10 protein-coding genes are annotated in these 19,376 nt (G+C 44.2%); all 10 read left to right on the top strand.

What is annotated here, in order from left to right:
• Positions 1-27: 27 nt before the first annotated feature.
• Entirely contained in the window at positions 28-3,192 is a 3,165-nt protein-coding gene (locus AAFN85_RS12685) for an efflux RND transporter permease subunit (protein ID WP_347527696.1), read from the top strand.
• Positions 3,193-3,204: 12 nt separating this feature from the next.
• On the top strand, positions 3,205-4,650 hold the full coding sequence (locus AAFN85_RS12680) for a TolC family protein (protein WP_347527695.1): 1,446 nt from the start codon (positions 3,205-3,207) through the stop codon (positions 4,648-4,650).
• Positions 4,651-5,308: 658 nt separating this feature from the next.
• A complete protein-coding gene (locus AAFN85_RS12675) occupies positions 5,309-8,167 on the top strand; it encodes a pitrilysin family protein (RefSeq protein WP_347527694.1) in 2,859 nt (952 codons plus the stop codon).
• A 270-nt stretch (positions 8,168-8,437) separates the two neighbouring features.
• Positions 8,438-9,028, top strand: a complete 591-nt coding sequence (locus tag AAFN85_RS12670; protein ID WP_347527693.1) for an RNA polymerase sigma-70 factor — start codon at positions 8,438-8,440, stop codon at positions 9,026-9,028.
• Between the two features lie 335 nt (positions 9,029-9,363).
• The gene (locus AAFN85_RS12665; RefSeq protein WP_347527691.1) at positions 9,364-10,557 is read left to right on the top strand and encodes a FecR domain-containing protein; all 1,194 of its coding nucleotides are present in this window, start codon (positions 9,364-9,366) and stop codon (positions 10,555-10,557) included.
• 152 nt (positions 10,558-10,709) lie between these two features.
• The gene (locus AAFN85_RS12660) at positions 10,710-13,661 is read left to right on the top strand and encodes a TonB-dependent receptor (RefSeq protein WP_347527690.1); all 2,952 of its coding nucleotides are present in this window, start codon (positions 10,710-10,712) and stop codon (positions 13,659-13,661) included.
• Positions 13,662-13,674: 13 nt separating this feature from the next.
• Positions 13,675-14,826 (top strand): hypothetical protein, encoded by a 1,152-nt coding sequence (locus AAFN85_RS12655; protein WP_347527689.1) that lies wholly within the window; start codon positions 13,675-13,677, stop codon positions 14,824-14,826.
• Between the two features lie 144 nt (positions 14,827-14,970).
• A complete protein-coding gene (locus AAFN85_RS12650; protein WP_347527688.1) occupies positions 14,971-16,422 on the top strand; it encodes a DNA/RNA non-specific endonuclease in 1,452 nt (483 codons plus the stop codon).
• A 118-nt stretch (positions 16,423-16,540) separates the two neighbouring features.
• Positions 16,541-17,317: an HAD-IIA family hydrolase gene (locus AAFN85_RS12645; protein ID WP_347527687.1), complete on the top strand. Its 777-nt coding sequence runs from the start codon at positions 16,541-16,543 to the stop codon at positions 17,315-17,317.
• Positions 17,318-17,645: 328 nt separating this feature from the next.
• Entirely contained in the window at positions 17,646-19,322 is a 1,677-nt protein-coding gene (locus AAFN85_RS12640; RefSeq protein ID WP_347527685.1) for a hypothetical protein, read from the top strand.
• The last annotated feature ends 54 nt before the right edge of the window (positions 19,323-19,376 follow it).

The raw sequence follows: 19,376 nt of genomic DNA, 5'->3' as shown, positions 1-19,376 counted from the left end.
TTTATTGTACACTTACCCTAACACGCTATGTTCGAAACCTTTATAAAGCGACCGGTGTTGTCGCTTGTTATTTCATTAATTATTACCCTGTTGGGTGTGCTGGCACTGATCACTTTGCCGGTTACCCAATTCCCTGACATTGTGCCGCCATCCGTAACCGTAACGGCCAACTATACCGGTGCCAATGCCGAGGTATGTGCTAAGGCTGTTGCCACCCCTCTTGAGCGTGCTATTAACGGCGTGCCGGGCATGACCTACATGTCTACCGTTTGTAGTAACGACGGCTTAACAGTTATCCAGATCTACTTTAACGTAGGTGTTGACCCCGACCAGGCCGCGGTGAACGTACAGAACCGTGTAGCCACCATTATTGACGAAATGCCGGAAGAGGTTATCAAAGCCGGCGTTACCACCGAAAAAGAGGTGAACAGTATGCTGATGTACCTGAACATTATGAGCCAGGATACCAGCATGGACGAGAAGTTCATCTACAACTTTACCGATATCAACGTACTGCAGGAGCTTAAACGTATTGAGGGCGTTGGCCGCGCCGAAATTATGGGTGCCAAAGAATACTCTATGCGTGTATGGCTTAAACCCGATAGGATGATGGCTTATAAAGTATCAACCGACGAGGTTATTGACGCTATCCGAGCGCAAAACGTGGAGGCCGCTCCGGGTAAAACCGGCCAGAGCTCGGATAAAAGTCCGCAGGCTCTGCAGTATGTATTACGTTATTCTGGTAAGTTTTTTGAGCCTAAGCAGTATGAAAACATTGTGATCCGTGCCGAAGGCGACGGATCGGTATTAAGATTGAAAGAAATTGCTGATGTTGAATTTGGCTCGTTAACCTACAGTATGGTATCCAATACTGATGGTAAACCTTCGGCATCTATCATGATAAAACAACGTCCTGGCTCCAACGCCCGCGATGTGATCAATAACATTAAAACCCGCATGGCAGAGCTTAAGGAAAGCTCATTCCCCAGCGGTATGACATTCAATGTTAACTATGATGTTTCCCGCTTTTTGGATGCCTCCATACATGAAGTATTACGTACGCTTGTTGAAGCTTTTATACTGGTATTCATTGTAGTATATATTTTTCTTCAAGATTTCCGTTCAACATTGATCCCTGCATTGGCCGTACCTGTAGCCTTGATCGGCTCCTTGGCTTTTATGCAGATGCTGGGTTTCTCCATCAACCTGCTTACACTGTTTGCATTGGTATTGGCGATAGGTATTGTGGTAGATAATGCGATAGTTGTGGTAGAGGCCGTACACGTAAAAATGACGGAAGACCACCTGAGCCCGATGGATGCTACCGTTAAAGCTATGCGCGAAATTAGCGGGGCTATCGTAGCCATTACGCTGGTAATGTCGGCGGTGTTTGTACCGGTGGCATTTATGTCGGGGCCGGTTGGGGTATTTTACAGGCAGTTTTCGTTAACGCTGGCTATCTCTATCGTGATATCGGGTATTAACGCTTTAACACTTACTCCCGCTCTGTGCGCTATTATGCTAAAGCACGATCCTGCACCTAAGAAGAAAAGCTTAAGCCAGCGCTTTTTTGGTGGTTTCAATAAACGGTACGATGGACTGCAAAACAGGTATTCAACCTTCATGACCTGGTTATCGCCGCGTAAAGGAATTACCCTCATTATCCTTGCCGCGTTCTTTGTACTTACCTGGGGAACCAACGCCATATTGCCAACCGGCTTTATCCCTACTGAAGATCAGGGTATGCTTTATGTAAACGTAACCACACCGGCGGGTGCCACAGTTGAACGTACCGAACAGGTTTTAAAGCAGATTGAGGAAAAAACCAAATCGATAGAGGCTATCGAATCGGTTTCTACCCTATCCGGTTATAGTTTGGTGAATGAGATTGCCGGCGCATCATACGGTATGGCCATGATCAACCTTAAACCATGGGATGAGCGAAAAGAATCGTTAGATGACATTATCGCCACGCTCACCGAAAAAACGAAAAATATTGGTGATGCCTCCATTCAATACTTCCCGCCTCCTACCGTACCGGGCTTTGGTAACGCCAGCGGTTTCGAGATCCGTGTACTTGACCGGAGCGGACAGGGCGACCTGCAAAAGGCCGCCAAAATAACCAAGGATTTTGTGGACGCGTTGAATGCATCACCTGAGATTTCGGGTGCGTTTACCAGTTTCGATCCTAACTTCCCGCAATATTTGATCTCTGTAGATCAGCAAACGGCTGCTCAAAAAGGTATTACGATAGATAAAGCGATGTCGACCCTGCAAACGCTGATGGGTAGTTTTTATGCCTCTAACTTTATCCGTTTCGGGCAGATGTACAAGGTGATGGTACAAGCTTCGCCAGAGTACCGTTCACGCCCGGAAGATGTTTTAAACCTGCAGGTGAAAAATGATAAAGGCGAAATGGTACCGTTCTCCACATTTATTAAAATGGAGAAAGTATTTGGGCCGGAGCAGTTAACACGCTACAATATGTACACCTCGGCCATGGTTACGGGTGATGCTGCCAAGGGCTTTAGTAGTGGTGACGCCATCAAAGCTATTGAGCGGATAGCTGCTCAAAAACTGCCGAAAGGTTATGCCTTTGAATGGTCGGGAATGACACGCGAGCAGATCTTATCGGGCAACCAGGCTATCTACATCTTCGTGATCTGTTTGATATTCGTTTACCTGTTACTGGCAGCACAGTATGAGAGTTTCCTTTTGCCATTGCCGGTTATCCTGTCCCTGCCTACCGGTATTTTCGGGGCGTTTTTCTTTTTAAAGATCACAGGGTTGGAAAATAACATATATGCGCAGGTAGCCTTAGTAATGCTTATCGGCTTGCTGGGTAAAAACGCTATTCTGATCGTCGAGTTCGCCATCCAGCGCCAAAAAGAAGGTTTAACTGTTTTAAAAGCGGCTATTGAAGGCGCGGTATCCCGTCTCCGCCCTATCCTCATGACCTCACTGGCATTTATAGCCGGTTTGATCCCGTTGTGCGTAGCCAGCGGCGCGGGTGCCATGGGTAACCGATCAATAGGCACGGCAGCTGCGGGTGGTATGCTTTTAGGAACCATATTCGGTTTGGTGCTCATTCCTGGCCTGTACGTAATTTTTGCCGGGCTTGCAGAACGAAACAAAAAATCAAAACAACCCGCCGAAGTAGTTCACCATGAGCTGGATATCGTTAATAATTAATCAAAATTTACAATGCTAAAAAAAGCAATCATCTATATATTCAATACGGCGCTTGTTATGATCATAGCGGCCGGTTGTAAAAGTTATAAGCCGGTCACGGGCCAGGAAGTCAGTGCGGATGTACCGCAATCATTCAGTACTAATACCGATACAACGACTATAGCAACGTTACCTGTTAACCAGTTTTTTGCTGACCAACGGTTGATCAGCCTGATTGATACCGCGCTTAAAGCTAATCCTGACCTGCTTTCGGCACTACAACGTGTGGAAGCAGCGAGGGCCAATTTAAGGTTTAACGCGTCGAAATTGCTACCCACAGTAAACCTCGCGGCAAACGCGGGCGTTGAAAAATACGGCAAGTACACGCAAAATGGTGTGGGTAATTACGATACCAATTTTTCAAATAACATCAACAGCGATCAGCATATCCCCGACCCTGTGCCTAATTATTTCCTGGGCTTTCAAAGCTCATGGGAAGTTGATTTGTGGGGGAAGTTGAGCAACCAGAAAAAGGCGGCGTTTGCCCGTTTTCTGGCCAGCCAAAGCGGCTACCGGTTAGTTACCACAGCCCTCACCGCACAAATAGCCGGATTATACTACCAGCTACTGGCTTATGATACTGAACTAAGCATCATCAAAAAGAACATCAAACTACAGGAACACGCTTTAGAGATAGTAAAGATCCAAAAGTTGGGTGGCCGGGCTACCGAACTTGCTGTACAGCAATTTGAAGCGCAACTGGCCCGCACCAAAGGCATGCAATACATAACCCGCCAGCAAATAACCGAAACGGAGAATATGCTTAGTTTTTTAACCGGTAGTTATTCAGCGAAGATCAGTCGTGATACATCGATCATGAAAACTCAATTGCCCGTAGTTACCGGTACTGGTGTGCCATCACAAATGCTGTTGAACAGGCCCGATATCCGCGCGGCCGAATTGGAGCTTACCGCCATGAACGCTGATATTAAAGCAGCGCGGGCTAACTTTTTCCCTACGTTAACGCTTACTCCATATGTTGGTTATAACAGCTTCAGGGCAAACCTCTTGTTTGATCCTGCTTCGTTCACTTATGGCATTCTGGGGGGAATTACCGCGCCGATATTTAACCGCAAAGCTATTAAGGCCGAGTACGAGCGTACCATTGCCGAGCAAAAGGTTGCGGTTTATAATTATCAAAAAAGTATCCTTTCGGGCTTTCAGGAAGTAAAGAATAACCTGAGCGGTATTGATAATTTCAACCATGCTTTTGAGTTGAAGCAGAATGAGCTACAGGCTTTGAACAATGCCTTATCTGTTGCTAACGACCTTTACCTGGTTGGCAGGGCTAATTACCTCGAAATTATTACCGCGCAACGCAGTGTATTAGATGCCGAGCTTGAACTGGCTGGTATTAAACGTGATATTTTCCTAAGCTCGGTTAATTTATACCAGGCTGTGGGTGGCGGTTGGAGGTAAAAGGTACAGGTGTTTTAACTCCGCTATTTAGACGGTAATAGCCCATCATTACACATGTTGTAAAATTACCGCTCGCATATTGACTCACCCCGACTTCACCCCGACTTCACCCCGACTTCGCTACGCTCGTCACCCCTCTCTACGCTGCGCGTAAAGAGGGGGTTTTTAGTTTTTCATTTTTCTTGCCCTCTTTGCGGCTTGCCGCAGAGAGGGTGGTCCAGCGTAGCGTGGACCGGGTGAGTAATTGTTCGACATGCTATCCGGCTACTCTAAGTCGCTTGTCAATTCATGGGCTATTACTCTTAAGGGGGACGCGCGGCGGACAGAGCGTGAGCATGGGGTGTTATAAAGTTGATAAAACCATCAAAAAGCGCATTTGTAAATCACTTTAAAAGCCTCATTTTGGTGACAATTCGGGGTTAACACCATTTTTAAAACAAATAATTGATTATCAGATACTTAAATATAATGTTAACCCTATTTCTGTTAACCCCTGTTAACCCCTCCTTTTTTGCACCGGTCACAAATCCGTTACAAAAACCATTTAGCTTCAGCAACAATATTAACCAGAAGTATAAATTGCTTAATATAGTGCCTTGCGCCAGCTGAAGGGGGCGCAAGGCTATTGACTGACTATTACTTAAACTACCAAACACAAATGATCAAACATTTAAAACATGCATTGATTACCCCATCAATTGCTGTTATGGCCTTTAGTGCCGCTGCCCAAACAGGCACTCAACCCAAACTTATTGAAAAAGTTACCCGTAAAGGATCGGAACTGGTTATCCCTTACGAAAAGTATGTATTGCCCAACGGCTTAACCGTTATTCTGGCCGAAGACCATTCAGATCCGTTGGTACACGTAGATATTACCTATCACGTAGGTTCGGCCCGCGAAGAGATCGGTAAATCGGGTTTCGCGCATTTTTTTGAACATATGATGTTCCAGGGATCGGACCATGTTGCCAATGGCGATCACTTTAAGATCATCACCGAATCGGGCGGTACATTGAACGGTTCAACCAATCGCGATCGCACCAATTATTTTGAGACCGTACCCGCTAACCAGTTAGAAAAAATGCTTTGGTTAGAATCAGACAGGATGGGCTTTTTATTGGATGCCGTTACCCAACAAAAATTTGAGGTACAGCGTGCTACTGTTAAAAACGAACGTGGTCAGAATTATGATAACCGCCCTTATGGCTTAGCTGGTCAGTATGCTTCAAAAACGCTATATCCTTATGGTCACCCATATTCATGGCTTACAATCGGCTATATTGAAGAATTGAATAAAGTAGGCGTTAACGATCTTAAAAACTTCTTCCTGCGTTGGTACGGCCCTAACAATGCTACGTTAACTATCGGTGGCGACCTTAATGCTAAGCAAACACTGGCTTGGGTAAGCAAATATTTCGGCAGCATCCCTCGCGGACCTGAAGTCAAAAACATGTCGTTACCGGCACCTGTTTTAAAATCAGATCGTTATGTATCTTATGTAGATAATTATGCCAAGTTGCCTTTATTATCGATAAGCTATCCTGGCGTTAAAATTTATGATAAAGATATGTCGCCGCTTGACGCCTTATCGGCCATCATAGGCCAGGGACGTAACTCTATCTTCTACAAAAACTTTGTAAAAACCCGTAAGGCCGCTCAGGCTTCAATGGGTTCATCAAATACCGAGCTTGCCGGTGAGATCACGATGAGGGTTGTTCCTTTCCCTGGTCAGACCTTGGGCGACGCTAAAAAATTGGTAGATGAATCACTTACTGAGTTTGAGCAAAAAGGTGTAAGTGATGATGATCTGGCCCGTTTTAAAGCAAACTCTGAAGCCGATTATATCAACAGCTTATCGAGCGTGAACGGCAAAGTATCTGAACTGGCACAGGCACAAACTTTTACCGGAAACCCTAACCAGATAGGCAAAGAACTTGCAGCCATCCGTGCGGTAACTAAAGAAGATGTGATGCGCGTTTACAATCAATACATTAAAGGTAAACCGGCCGTAATATTAAGCGTGTTGCCTAAAGGAGGCGCGTTACAGCCTGTTGCCCCGGATAATTTCACAATTGATACCACCGGATACAAAAGGCCTGATTACGGTTACAGCGGCTTAACTTACCACAAAGCTAAAGATAGCTTTGACCGTGCGGTTAAACCTGGTGTAGGCGCTAACCCCGCTATTAAAGTTCCGGCGATGTGGTCGGTAAATACGCCTAATGGCATTAATATCATTGGCACTGAAAATAATGAGATCCCAGCCGTTGCTATATCCATGTCGATAAAAGGCGGCGGCTTATTCGCGGTGGCTAACCCTGCAAAAGCAGGTCTTGCCGGTATTGTTGGCAAAATGATGAACGAGGGTACTCAAAAATACACTGCCGAGGAATTTAATTCTGAGCTTGAAAAATTAGGTAGCAGCATCAGTGTTTTTGCCAGCTTTGACCAGGTATCGGTAGAGGTTTCATCACTTACCAAAAACCTCAGCAAAACAATGGCTTTGTTAGAGGAAAAGCTATATCACCCTAAATTTACGCAAGACGATCTGGACAGGATCAAAAAGCAAACCCTCGAAGGTTTTAAACAAGCTAAAACCCAACCGGCCGGAGTAGCAACCACCGTTTACGGTAAAATACTTTACGGCACCCATAACGTACGTACTTATGCCGCAGGTGGTAATGAAGAAACTGTAGCCGGTATAACCTTACAAGATGTACAGGATTACTATGATGCCAACTTTGCGCCATCGGTAACGAAAGTTGTGGTTGTAGGTGATGTAAACGAAACAGCAGCCAAAAACGCGCTTGCCTTCCTGAACACCTGGAAAGATAAAAAAGTAACCATCCCTGCGCCGGCAGCTGGTAAAGCTTTTGATAAAACTACTTTATACCTTGTTGATATCCCAGGCGCAGCCCAATCAGAGATCAGGATCGGTTACCTGGACAACATTAACTACGATGCTACAGGTGAATACTACAAATTAACCATTGCCAACTACATTTTAGGCGGAGCGTTCAACAGCCATATCAACCTTAATTTACGTGAAAAACGTGGCTGGACCTATGGCGCACGTTCATCATTCAGCTCGGGCAAATACGGCGGCGATTTCACCGCTTCGGCCGGTGTGTTGGCTACAGCCACAGATAGCTCGGTTGTTGAGTTTATGAAAGAGATCACCAACTATCAGAAAACAGGTATCACTGCCGATGAATTGAAGTTTACCCAAACATCGATTGGTCAGGCTGATGCCCGCCGTTATGAAACTAATGATCAGAAGGCAGCTTTCCTGTCACGTATTCAGGAGTACAATCTGAAACCATCGTTTGTTGATGAGCAAAACAAGATCTTATCAACCATCACTCCTGCCGAGATCAATCAACTCGCGGCAAAATATCTTGATCCTAACAAGATGATCATACTGGTGGTAGGCGATAAAGCTAAAAACTATGCAGCGTTGCAAAAATTAGGTTACCCTATTGTTGAGCTGGATGCCGATGGCAAACCAAAGCAATAATTAACATTAAATAATGAATACCATAAGCCCTTGTTTAGTAAATAAACAGGGGCTTATTATTTGAATATCACCAATCTAATCTCCATGAATGCATTTTCAAATTAAGTATAGAAGCATAAATGCAACCGAAAAGTTACCATCTTAAACCAATTTGTTAACATGGATTTAATGTAACTTAAACACGTTAACTTCAACTTTGATGCGGCTTTTAGATAAGTACCTCTGATGGTATAATTCTACAAGTTTGAGTTGATAATTGCCGACAGACAGATGAGTATAATAAAGGGCATATTTGGGCATAAAGAATCCGGTTCAGTAACCGAACAGGTAAATCTTAATATCATCTTTAACGAATATTACGACAGGCTGGTGTATTTTGGATTACAGCTTATCAAAGACAAAGAACAAGCCGAAGACCTTGTACAGGAGGCCTTTATCAAATACTGGGACCAGCGCGAAAACGTGAGCCAGCATCCCATCGCCATTAAAAACTTCCTTTACAGCACAGTACGCAACGCCAGTCTCAATATAATCAGGCATAATAAGGTTGTTGAAAGCTATATCGAATTTCAGGGCAATACCGAGCCGGAAGAACCACCGGTAATCGAAGCTATCATTACAGCCGAAGCTGTAGCCGAAATTCACGCGGCTTTACACGCATTACCCGAGAGCCATCGTATTATCTCCATAATGGGTTATTTTGAAGGCAAAAAGAACCAGGAAATTGCCGATGAGCTGGGCATGTCCGTTAACACCGTAAAAAAGCAAAAACAACGCGCGTTAGAATTGATGCGTATGCAGCTCTCGCCAGAGGTGTTTGCGTTGCTTGTTGCTGCAGGGTTTTCTTTTCTTAAGCAGTAGAACCTTCTTTTGTCTTCGGGCTCCTCTCTCTTTCCTATGTTGAGAAACTTGTTAAAATAGTCCAGAACACGAGGCTCCTATGGAGCCGCAATCTCTCGAATCGGTATTTCTATAAACACGTTACTCCTACGGAGTTTGAATGATCGTAAACCAAACTCCGTAGGAGTAACGTGTTTATAGCCTAATGACCCAACACTTTTCAAGGCTCCGTAGGTGCCTCGTATTCTAAAAGCGGCCGGCAATAAAAAGGTCAACATTGTTATCTAAATAAAAAAAATTACATTCTCCTTTATCCACTTTCAAAACAAAGGTGTCTTTATGTACGAAAAGGGAAAATGAGTAACTACAACGCACACTTTGATCTTGGTCGCCTGATTGCAAAATATATACAGGGTGAACTCGGCGACCAGGAAAAAATCCAACTGGAACAATGGCTCCAGGCCGATGACCGCAACCGGGAACTATTCAAAAAGTTAACAGACGAGCATTCAATACAACAAGAACTTGAAACGTTTTCGGCCAATGATAAAGCGGCTGCGTGGCAAAATATTGTACAACAAACCGGGTATAAGAGTAAATCGAACAAAAAACGTTGGATAAGTTATGCTGCCGCTATATTAGTACTGGTTGGCTTGGGGATTACCCTTACTCAAAAACATAAAGAAAACCAGCAAACACTGGCAGCCAATAAACCGGTTAAAGATTTATTACCCGGAACTAATAAAGCTACATTAACACTGGCCGATGGTTCTACCCTGGTTTTAGATAGCAACCAGCACGGAAAAATCGCGAATCAGCAAAATGTGGTGATCAAGGCTGATGAAGATGGTAAGCTTGTTTATGAAGCATCAAGAAGCGAAGATCTGACCAAACCCAATGCCCCTGCCCTGTCTTTATCGATGAACGTTTTGACTACGCCACGTGGCGGACAGTACCAGTTGGTTCTGCCCGATGGTACCAAAGTTTGGTTAAACGCCGCATCATCACTAAAATATCCGGCCGCGTTTGCCGGCAATGAGCGCCGGGTTGAGCTTAATGGCGAAGCTTATTTTGAAGTAAGTAAAGATCCGTCGAAACCATTCTTTGTAAAAACAGCCAACCAAACAGTTGCTGTATTGGGCACGCACTTTAATATAAATAGCTATGCTGATGAATCGGCAACAAAAACTACCCTGCTTGAAGGCAGTGTAAAAGTCACCGGCAATAATGGTCAATCAGTAAAGATCAAACCCGGCGAACAAGCTATAAACTATGCCAACGCTATCAGCATAAAAGAAAACGTAGATACCGACGAGGCCATAGCCTGGAAAAACGGCAAGTTCATGTTCAAGAACACTGACCTGCAAACCATTATGCGCCAGTTATCCCGCTGGTACGATGTGGATGTAGAGTATCAGGGTAAAGTAGAACAAAGGCATTATATGGGGCGGATATCGCGCAATGTACCCGTATCGCAAATATTTGAGATCCTAAAAACAAGCGGCTTAAACTTCACAATTAACGGGAGGAAAATTATAGTAAAATCATAAAACGCCTTTTGCGGCATACGGCAAGGCCGTTTGCTAAGGTTGGCCCATAAAAAAACCGAAAGTGTTGCGACCACCTCCGGCTATTTTTTCAGGGCTAACAAATTAAAACTTATCGACTAATACTTTTTAAACTAATCAACCCAAACAAAAATATGGATTTTTCTACATTTTCTGTGCCCGTAAGTAATGGTGGCGCGGTAAATAAATTCAAAAGTGCTACCAAACGTTTCCGGCTAAATCCGGATACCAAAAGGAAATTTATTATGCGCATTAAACTTGTTACAGCCCTTTTATTTGCAGTGTGCCTGCATATCAGTGCCAAAAGTTTCAGCCAGAACATCACCCTCAGCGAAAAAAACACCAGCCTGCAAACTGTGCTTAACAAAATTGAGCAACAAAGCGGCTATGACATCTTCATGCAAACCGAACTACTTGCTGGCAGCAATAAGGTATCATTAAGCGTAAAAAATCAACCTTTGGCTAAAGTACTTGAAAAAGTATTTAAAGACCAGCCGGTTACTTTCGCTATTGTAGGGCATACCATCGTAGTAAAAGAAAAAAACGTGCAGGCGGCACAAAACACAACCGGCGTACCGGCGTCGGTATATACCGGTAAGGTTGTTGATGCCGCTACCAGCGAGCCTCTAATTGGCGCATCTATCGGTTTAAAAGGTACAACCAAAGCAACCACTACCGGCTTAAACGGTACTTTTAAACTTAATGTAGGTACAGAGCAAGGCACTGTATTGGTGATATCATACATTGGTTACGTTACCAAAGAAGTAACGCTTACCGGCGCAAGCGATCTTGGTTTAATAACCATGCAGCCAAGTGCCAACTCAATGAAAGAAGTTGTTGTAACCGGCGACGTAGCCGTTGACCGCAGAACCCCTATCGCGGCGACTACTATCAACCAACAATTTATTGAAGAAAAAATCGGCACCAGGGATATCCCTCAATTATTACAAGGTACACCGGGCGTAATGGCAACTGCGCAAGGTGGTGGTTATGGCGATTCACGTATCAGCATCCGCGGTTTTTCCAGCGGATCGAAAAAAGGTAACGTGGCTTTAACTATCAATGGTATTCCGGTTAATGACATGGAAAATGGTTCTATCTTCTGGTCTAACTGGTCGGGCCTTACAGATGTTACTACTTCAGTGCAAATTCAGCGTGGTTTGGGTGCATCAAAAATTATCGTTCCATCATTTGGTGGTACCATTAATATCACCACCCGCAATACTGATATGGAAAAAGGCGGTTATATCGCTCAATCATACGGTAGCGACAACCTGCAAAAAACAGCGGTATTGGTATCAACCGGTTTAAATGAAAAAGGCTGGGCCATGACTTTTCAAGGTAGCCGTAACAAAGGCGATGGTTTTGCCGATGGTTTGAACTACTTAGGTTATAACTACTTCTTCAACCTATCTAAAGTATTAAGCCCAAGCCAAACCTTATCATTCTCGTTAATGGGTGCAACCCAAACACACGGACAAAGGCCACAACGTTCAATTGCCGAGTATCAAAATGCTCCGCAAGGAATTGAGTGGAACTACTATTTAGGTGTTAAAGATGGCAAACAGATCAACCCTTATAACAATCAGTTTAGCAAACCGGTATTCTCATTAAACCACGAGTGGACCATAAGCGAAAAATCAAGCTTATCTACTGTATTATATGCTACTTACGGCACAGGTGGCGGCGGTTCAATTGGTGGCAATACCAACCCTGTTAGGGTAAGTAATTTTTACTCGCCGTTTGATTTTACCGCGGTTGAAAAAAGCAATGCTGCTAACCCAGATGGTTCTGCAAGCACTTACTTTTACTCGGCTCATAATGATCATACCTGGTATGGTGTGAGAAGTACTTACCGCACCAAAATTGGCAGTGATATCGATTTCTCGGGCGGTATCGACTTAAGATCATATAAAGGTACTCACTATGAAGAGGTGACCGATTTATTAGGTGCCGATTATGTTTACAACCCATATGCAGGTACTACTGCTGTAGGTAGCGCATCGGGCGACATCAACAACCCTAACAAACGCGCTGTAGTGGGCGATAAAATAGCTTACTACAACAAAGATTACGTACAATCGGGCGGCGCATTTATGCAGGCTGAATACGTGAAGAACAATTTCTCTGCATTTGTTACCCTATCTGGTTCGGGAACGGCTGATAAACGTGTGGATTTGTTCAACTACCTGAACAGCGATCCAAACCAAAGCAGCCCTTACCAAACCTTCTTTACTTACCAGGCTAAAGGTGGCGCGAACTATAACATCAACGATCAGATGAATATTTTCGCCAACATTGGTTACATCACCAAACCGCCATACTTTGATAACGTTTTCCAAAAGTTTACCAATAACGTAAACCACGGTACGGTTAGCGAAAAACTGTTTAGCTATGAGTTGGGTTACGGTTACAAAATATCAAACTTTAGCGCTAAACTGAATTTGTACAGGTCTAACTATGGTGATGAGTCGTTCTCAAATTCATATGGTGATACCAAAACCAATCAGTTATACAGTGTAAACATTTCGGGCGTGAGCGAAATGCACCAGGGTGCCGAATTGGAACTTAACTACAAGCCAATTAAAGAAGTAACTGTTGGTGGTATGTTTTCATACGGCGATTGGCATTATACTAAAGATGCAGGCCCTGCTACAGTATTCAACAGCAACCAACAGGTTGTGGCTACGGTTAGCAAGGTTTACCTAAAAGGGTTAAAAGTTGGTGATGCTGGTCAAACTACTGCAGGGTTCCATTTAGATGTTGATGTATTGCCAGCACTTAGGTTGGGTACCAACTATAACTATGTGGCTAACTACTATTCAAACTTCGCGTTCTCGAACATTACCAAGCCAGATCTTACCCCATATAAAATACCAAACTATTCACTTTGGGACTTGAACGGTGTTTTCAAATTTAAAATAGCTGGTTTGGATTCATACCTGATAGGCAACGTAAATAACCTATTGAATACCAAGTTTATTTCAGACGCATTTGATACAAATGCGGCAGGCACTCCATCTGCTGTTAACGTTTATTACGGCTTAGGCAGAACATTTACAACCAGCATAAAAGTTAAATTTTAAAAACTGACCAACAATGAAAAAGATATATTATCCATTAACGGCATTGGCACTGGCTTTTACTGCATGTCAGAAACAACCCGTTATCCCAAATACACAAGCAGTACATAAGGTGAGCTTAACGCAAACGTTGGCATCTGCCGATTATGGAAAACTTGATACTTCAACATACGGTTATAAAAACCATGCCTTTCAATCGGTAGATGACGCAAAGCAAAGTATTCCAACCATACTTGCCGCAGAGTATCCACGTGTTGATGATGGATCAACTGCTGCCGTTACCTTTGGCGTTGGTACGCCATCAATAAAAGTTGCCGATAGTGTGTATAGTAGCAAAACTGTTTACACACTTACCAATGCCGATTACCTGTTGTTACCCGGTAACAAGTACACGGATTTCAGCGCCTCGCAATTATTGTCATGGTTAAATTACTGGCCAACCACGTCGGCACCTGTGGCAAATCAATCAGCTGTACTTACTTTCAACTACTATGCAGGTGCGGTAACGGTACAAACCTTTGCCTACCTGTATCTGAACAGCGCGTGGAAACAGATTTACCTGTTATCGCCTGCGCAATATGCTTCAATAGGTCGCTCAAACCATAACGAGTTTGTTGTTGGCGATAAAGATAATATCAATGCCTACATTAACACGCTATTGAAAGCAGACCTTGCGGTTTCAGCAACAGCTAAAGTTGGCGATGTATTATATGTAAGTTATAACTATTACGAAGGCACCACCGATTATCAAAAAGTTAAAGCTTTCGCATTTGACGGAAGCAACTGGACAACCGGCTCAACACCAGGAAGCCTGTCGTTCGAACGGGTTGCCGGTAAATGGGTAGTGAGCAGTACGGTTAACTATACCCTCGCTGCTGCCGATTATGTTTATATCGGTACACAAACAACTGCCGGTACACAAGCGGCAAGAGACAACGTAGCCAAATACCCTGATTTTAACATCAGCGCGGCTACCGATGCCACATATTGGAGCGATGCTGATTTGAACGCCGCGATAATAGCGGTGTTAACAAATAATTTCAAGGCTACAGCGCTTCCAAATCAAAAATTTGTAGTTACCTATACAACTTATTTTAAAGGTACTACTTCAAACACCAGCAAAAACTTTGTTTTTGACGGTACAAACTTCACCGTTCCTAAGGTGTAATATTATTAAAGCAATGGCCCGGTAAAATGGCCGGGCCTTGTTTTTCCTCATATTCATTCCCTAAATCTTTCCGGTTAAAAAATTTTCACAGCATAAAGGCATTGGCTGTGCTATGTATTGATCTATCATAAAAACAATAAGACCATGAAAATTAACAATTTACTTATCGGGCTTGGCATCACCTTAACGTTTGCCGGCTGCTCAAAAGACCTTAAAAATAACCCAACTCCGCCAAAATCTGGCGATACTACGGTTACTACCACTCCTCCTGCCCCGGTACCTTATAATATCACCGAGGACTTTGAAAACGGAACAAAAACCGCCTACGCGGCTGCTGATATAACGCTAAGCACCGGCAGCTGGAATTTTAATGATGCGCTGATCGGTAACCTGGCAGCCGACCTAAAAGATGGGACTAAATCTGTACGCATACGTACTGGAAGTATCGCTATGAATTTTGATATCAATGGCTTAACTACCCTTTATATTAAACATGGTAAATACGGAACCGATGCAACATCAACATGGCAGCTTTTAATGTCGACCGACCAGGGTGCGACTTATACGCAAGTAGGATCTGATATCAGCGAAATCAATACTACATTGGTTACCGACTCATTTAAAGTAAGTGTAACCGGTAAAGTAAGATTTCAGATCAAGAAAGCAGGTACAACCCGCATCAATATTGATGATATCACCTTTAAAGGCACCGGCGATCCGGGTATAACGGTTGGCACACCAGATACAGGTAGCGGAGGCGATACAGGAGGCGGTTCGGGCAGTGCAAGTACTCCGCGCGATGTTACCGCGGGTGCTGATGCGCCGCCAACAACCGGTGATAACAGCAATCTGTTGTTCGGCAACCCATCAAACGCTACTGCTACATTAGCAACTATGGATAACTATCTGATAGATCAGAAGTATTACGTAGAATCGTACAACTCAACCAAAGGCGAGCCTAACTGGGTTAGCTGGCATTTGGATGGTACTAACACTACCAATGCAACAGGGCGTTTGGATAATTTTGCAGGCTGGAGCGGTTTGCCTACAGGCTGGTACCAGGTAGAAAGCAATAGCTATTCGGGAAGTGGATTTGACAGAGGACACAACTGCCCGTCGGCCGATCGTACAAGCTCAACTGATGCCAACTCTGCAACTTTCCTGATGACCAATATGATCCCTCAGGCACCTCAAAACAACCAGCAAACCTGGGCCAACCTTGAAAATTACCTGCGCGAGCAAGTTGTTGCCGGTAATGAGGTCTATATTATTATGGGTAGCTATGGCACTGGCGGTACCGGTTCAAACGGTACAGCGTCAACCATCAACAGTGGCCATGTTAATGTACCAAGCAATGTTTGGAAAGTAGCAGTGATCATCCCTAAAGGTGATGGTGACGTGGCAAGGGTTACAGCATCAACACGTGTTATAGCGGTGAATACACCTAACATCAATACTATTGACAGTGATTGGACAAAATATATCACTACTATAAAAAGTATTGAAACCGCTACAGGCTATACCCTATTATCACGCTTACCAACAGCTGTACGTACAGCTTTAGAGGTAAAAGTTGATAATGGCGCAGGCGCATAAGGTTTATTTAACTTTTTAAAAAGAGCTGGGCGGGTCATCGTCCGGCTCTTTTATTTTACTATGTTTGGCGGGGAAACTGATCGTTCCCTCAAAACCAACAACCGTAAATTTTATACTTATGAAACAAGGTCTTTTAATTGATATGGACGGGGTTATTTACAGTGGCGAAGAGCTGATTTTCGGCGCTGATAAATTCATCAAACACCTCATTGATAACGATATTCCCTTCACATTTATGACCAACAACAGCCAGCGCACCGCTCTGGAGGTTGTACGCAAGCTTAAAAGATTAGGCATCACTGTAGAAACCAAACACGTTTATACCAGCGCAATGGCCACCGGCAAATTCCTGGGCGATCAAAGCCCTAATGGAACGGCTTATGTTTTAGGCGAGGGTGGTTTGCTTACCAGTCTGCACGAAAACGGGATCACCCTTGTTGACTCCGACCCGGAGTTTGTAGTATTAGGCGAAGGCCGAAACTTTACTTTAGAGATGGTTCAGCGAGCTGTTGATATGATATTGGCCGGTGCTAAATTCATCACCACCAACCGCGACCCTTCCCCTAAAAAACCAGGCTGGAACAATCTGGGGATAGCCGCTACCACCGCCATGATCGAAGAAGCGACTGGCCGCAAGGCATTTGTAACCGGCAAACCAAGCCCGGTAATGATGCGCTCGGCCAGGAAGTTTTTAGGATTGGAAACAGCAGAGACAACTGTGATAGGTGATACTATGGAAACTGATATACAGGGCGGTGTACAGATGGGCTACAAAACAATACTGGTATTATCAGGCATTTCAACCAGCGACCAATTGAGTCATTATGCCTTTAAGCCGGATGCCGTGGTAGGTTCGGTTGATAAAATTACCTTCCCGCTTAAGTGGTGGAAATAAAGAGGAAAGCAACCTTAAAAAAGCAGAAAACGGATGCCCCATAAAAAGGCATCCGTTTTTTTATTGATAATATTTCCTTAAAAACATCATTATTTAACTCAAACATAAAAATCATTAAGATTTTATTAAGCATTTTTTAATAGCAGCATTGGTTATTTGTCACAAACCAATTACAATCGGCAGCTGCCTTAAAGCAGCCGATTAACCATTAAACCAGTATTGCCATTATGAAAAACAATGTGCTTAGGCCACCTTAGGTTTAAAGCAGGCTACACCTGCATTTTTAGTATTAAACCAATTTATCAAACAAAACACTACATCTAAATTTATGAACCTTAAAAAATGGCACTTTTTAGCCTGCTTACTTTTGGCAGGAGTTATAACCTCGTGTAATAAAAAAGATCTGGCAACCAACACCGGCGGTGCAAACATCAATTCAAAATTAAAAACATCAGCTTCGCCGGTAGGCGATGTGGTAGGCAAGATCACCGTTGGCTACCAGGGCTGGTTTGCAGCTACCGGCGATGGCTCGCCTATTAACGCATGGTGGCATTGGGCGCAAAACTGGGGAGCGGCGCCTTCGCCAAGCAACCAGGGTATCAAATCATGGCCGGATGTACGGGATTACACTACTACTTTCCAAACTGCTTATTCAAACCTCGGTAATGGGCAGCCTGCTAAATTATTTTCCTCATTTACTGACCAATCGGTGAACGTACAATTTCAGTGGATGCAGCAAAACGGCATTGATTGTGCCGCCTTGCAACGCTTTAACCCTACCGGCGGCGAAGGCCCTGTGCGTGATGCCATTACAGCTAAAGTTAAAACCGCGGCTGAGGCTACCGGTCGTAAGTTTTACATTATGTACGATGTTAGCGGCTGGACAAACATGCAATCAGAAATTAAAGCCGACTGGACAAATAAGATGTCGGCGTACACTTCCTCATCGGCTTATGCCAAGCAGAACGGAAAACCCGTGGTATGTATCTGGGGGTTTGGTTTTAATGATAGCAACCACCCGTGGTCGCCAGCTGTTTGTTTGGATGTTATTAACTGGTTTAAAGGGCAGAATTGCTATGTTATAGGTGGCGTGCCTACACAGTGGCGCACCGCCCCTTCGGGTCAGGATTCGCGCCCGGGATTTTTGGCAACTTACAGCGCATTCAATATGCTTTCGCCGTGGATGGTAGGCCGTATTGGCAACGCGGGCGATTCAGATAATTACTACACTAATGTAAATACCCCCGACCAGGCTTATTGCAACGCCAACAATATCGATTATCAACCATGTATCCTTCCCGGCGACTTGCAGGAACATCAACGCGCGCACGGCGATTTTATGTGGCGACAGTTTTACAACATGAAACGCGTTGGCGCGCAGGGCATTTATATTTCGATGTTTGATGAGTACAATGAGGGTAACCAGATAGCTAAAACAGCCGAAAGTTCGGCCTTTATACCAGCGGGATCAAACTTTGTTACCCTGGATGAGGACGGTACTCCCTGTTCGGCCGATTACTACCTGCGCCTTACCAACGATGGTGGCAAGATGTTTAAAGGGACCATTGGTTTAACAGCTACCCGCCCTACCGAGCCAATTGTTGGTCAGGGGACGGGAAGCACAGTACCTTTTGGGCAGGTGGTTACCATTAAAGGATCGAACAATAACTACGTAAGCAGTGAAAACGGAACCCAGGCCATGAACTGTAACCGCCCTACCGTAGGCGGTTGGGAGCAATTTACTGTAGTTAATGCCGGCGGCGGTAAAGTAGCCTTGCTTAATTCAAACAAATACGTTTCGTCTGAAAATGGAACCCAACCAATTACCTGCAACCGTGCAACTGTTGGCCCATGGGAACAATTTGACTGGGTAAACAACGGCAACGGAACAATATCCCTGCGTGGAAATAACGGCAAATATGTTTCGGGCGAGAATGGTACACAGACCATGACCTGCACCAAGACAAGCATTAGCGCTACAGAATCGTTCAGGATCAATCAATAATTTTCATTAGATTAAGGGGACACCTCCACACGGTGCCCCTTAATTACTTTATAG

The organism is Mucilaginibacter sp. CAU 1740 (genome assembly GCF_039839285.1).
In the GTDB taxonomy this organism is placed as follows: domain Bacteria; phylum Bacteroidota; class Bacteroidia; order Sphingobacteriales; family Sphingobacteriaceae; genus Mucilaginibacter.
This window is presented reverse-complemented; position numbering and strand designations above follow the sequence as displayed.

Bases quoted from the DNA above. Each gene is read 5' to 3' on its own strand.
- AAFN85_RS12685 (WP_347527696.1), top strand. From the start codon at position 28: ATGTTCGAAACCTTTATAAAGCGACCGGTGTTGTCGCTTGTTATTTCA.
- AAFN85_RS12680 (WP_347527695.1), top strand. From the start codon at position 3,205: ATGCTAAAAAAAGCAATCATCTATATATTCAATACGGCGCTTGTTATG.
- AAFN85_RS12675 (WP_347527694.1), top strand. From the start codon at position 5,309: ATGATCAAACATTTAAAACATGCATTGATTACCCCATCAATTGCTGTT.
- AAFN85_RS12670 (WP_347527693.1), top strand. From the start codon at position 8,438: ATGAGTATAATAAAGGGCATATTTGGGCATAAAGAATCCGGTTCAGTA.
- AAFN85_RS12665 (WP_347527691.1), top strand. From the start codon at position 9,364: ATGAGTAACTACAACGCACACTTTGATCTTGGTCGCCTGATTGCAAAA.
- AAFN85_RS12660 (WP_347527690.1), top strand. From the start codon at position 10,710: ATGGATTTTTCTACATTTTCTGTGCCCGTAAGTAATGGTGGCGCGGTA.
- AAFN85_RS12655 (WP_347527689.1), top strand. From the start codon at position 13,675: ATGAAAAAGATATATTATCCATTAACGGCATTGGCACTGGCTTTTACT.
- AAFN85_RS12650 (WP_347527688.1), top strand. From the start codon at position 14,971: ATGAAAATTAACAATTTACTTATCGGGCTTGGCATCACCTTAACGTTT.
- AAFN85_RS12645 (WP_347527687.1), top strand. From the start codon at position 16,541: ATGAAACAAGGTCTTTTAATTGATATGGACGGGGTTATTTACAGTGGC.
- AAFN85_RS12640 (WP_347527685.1), top strand. From the start codon at position 17,646: ATGAACCTTAAAAAATGGCACTTTTTAGCCTGCTTACTTTTGGCAGGA.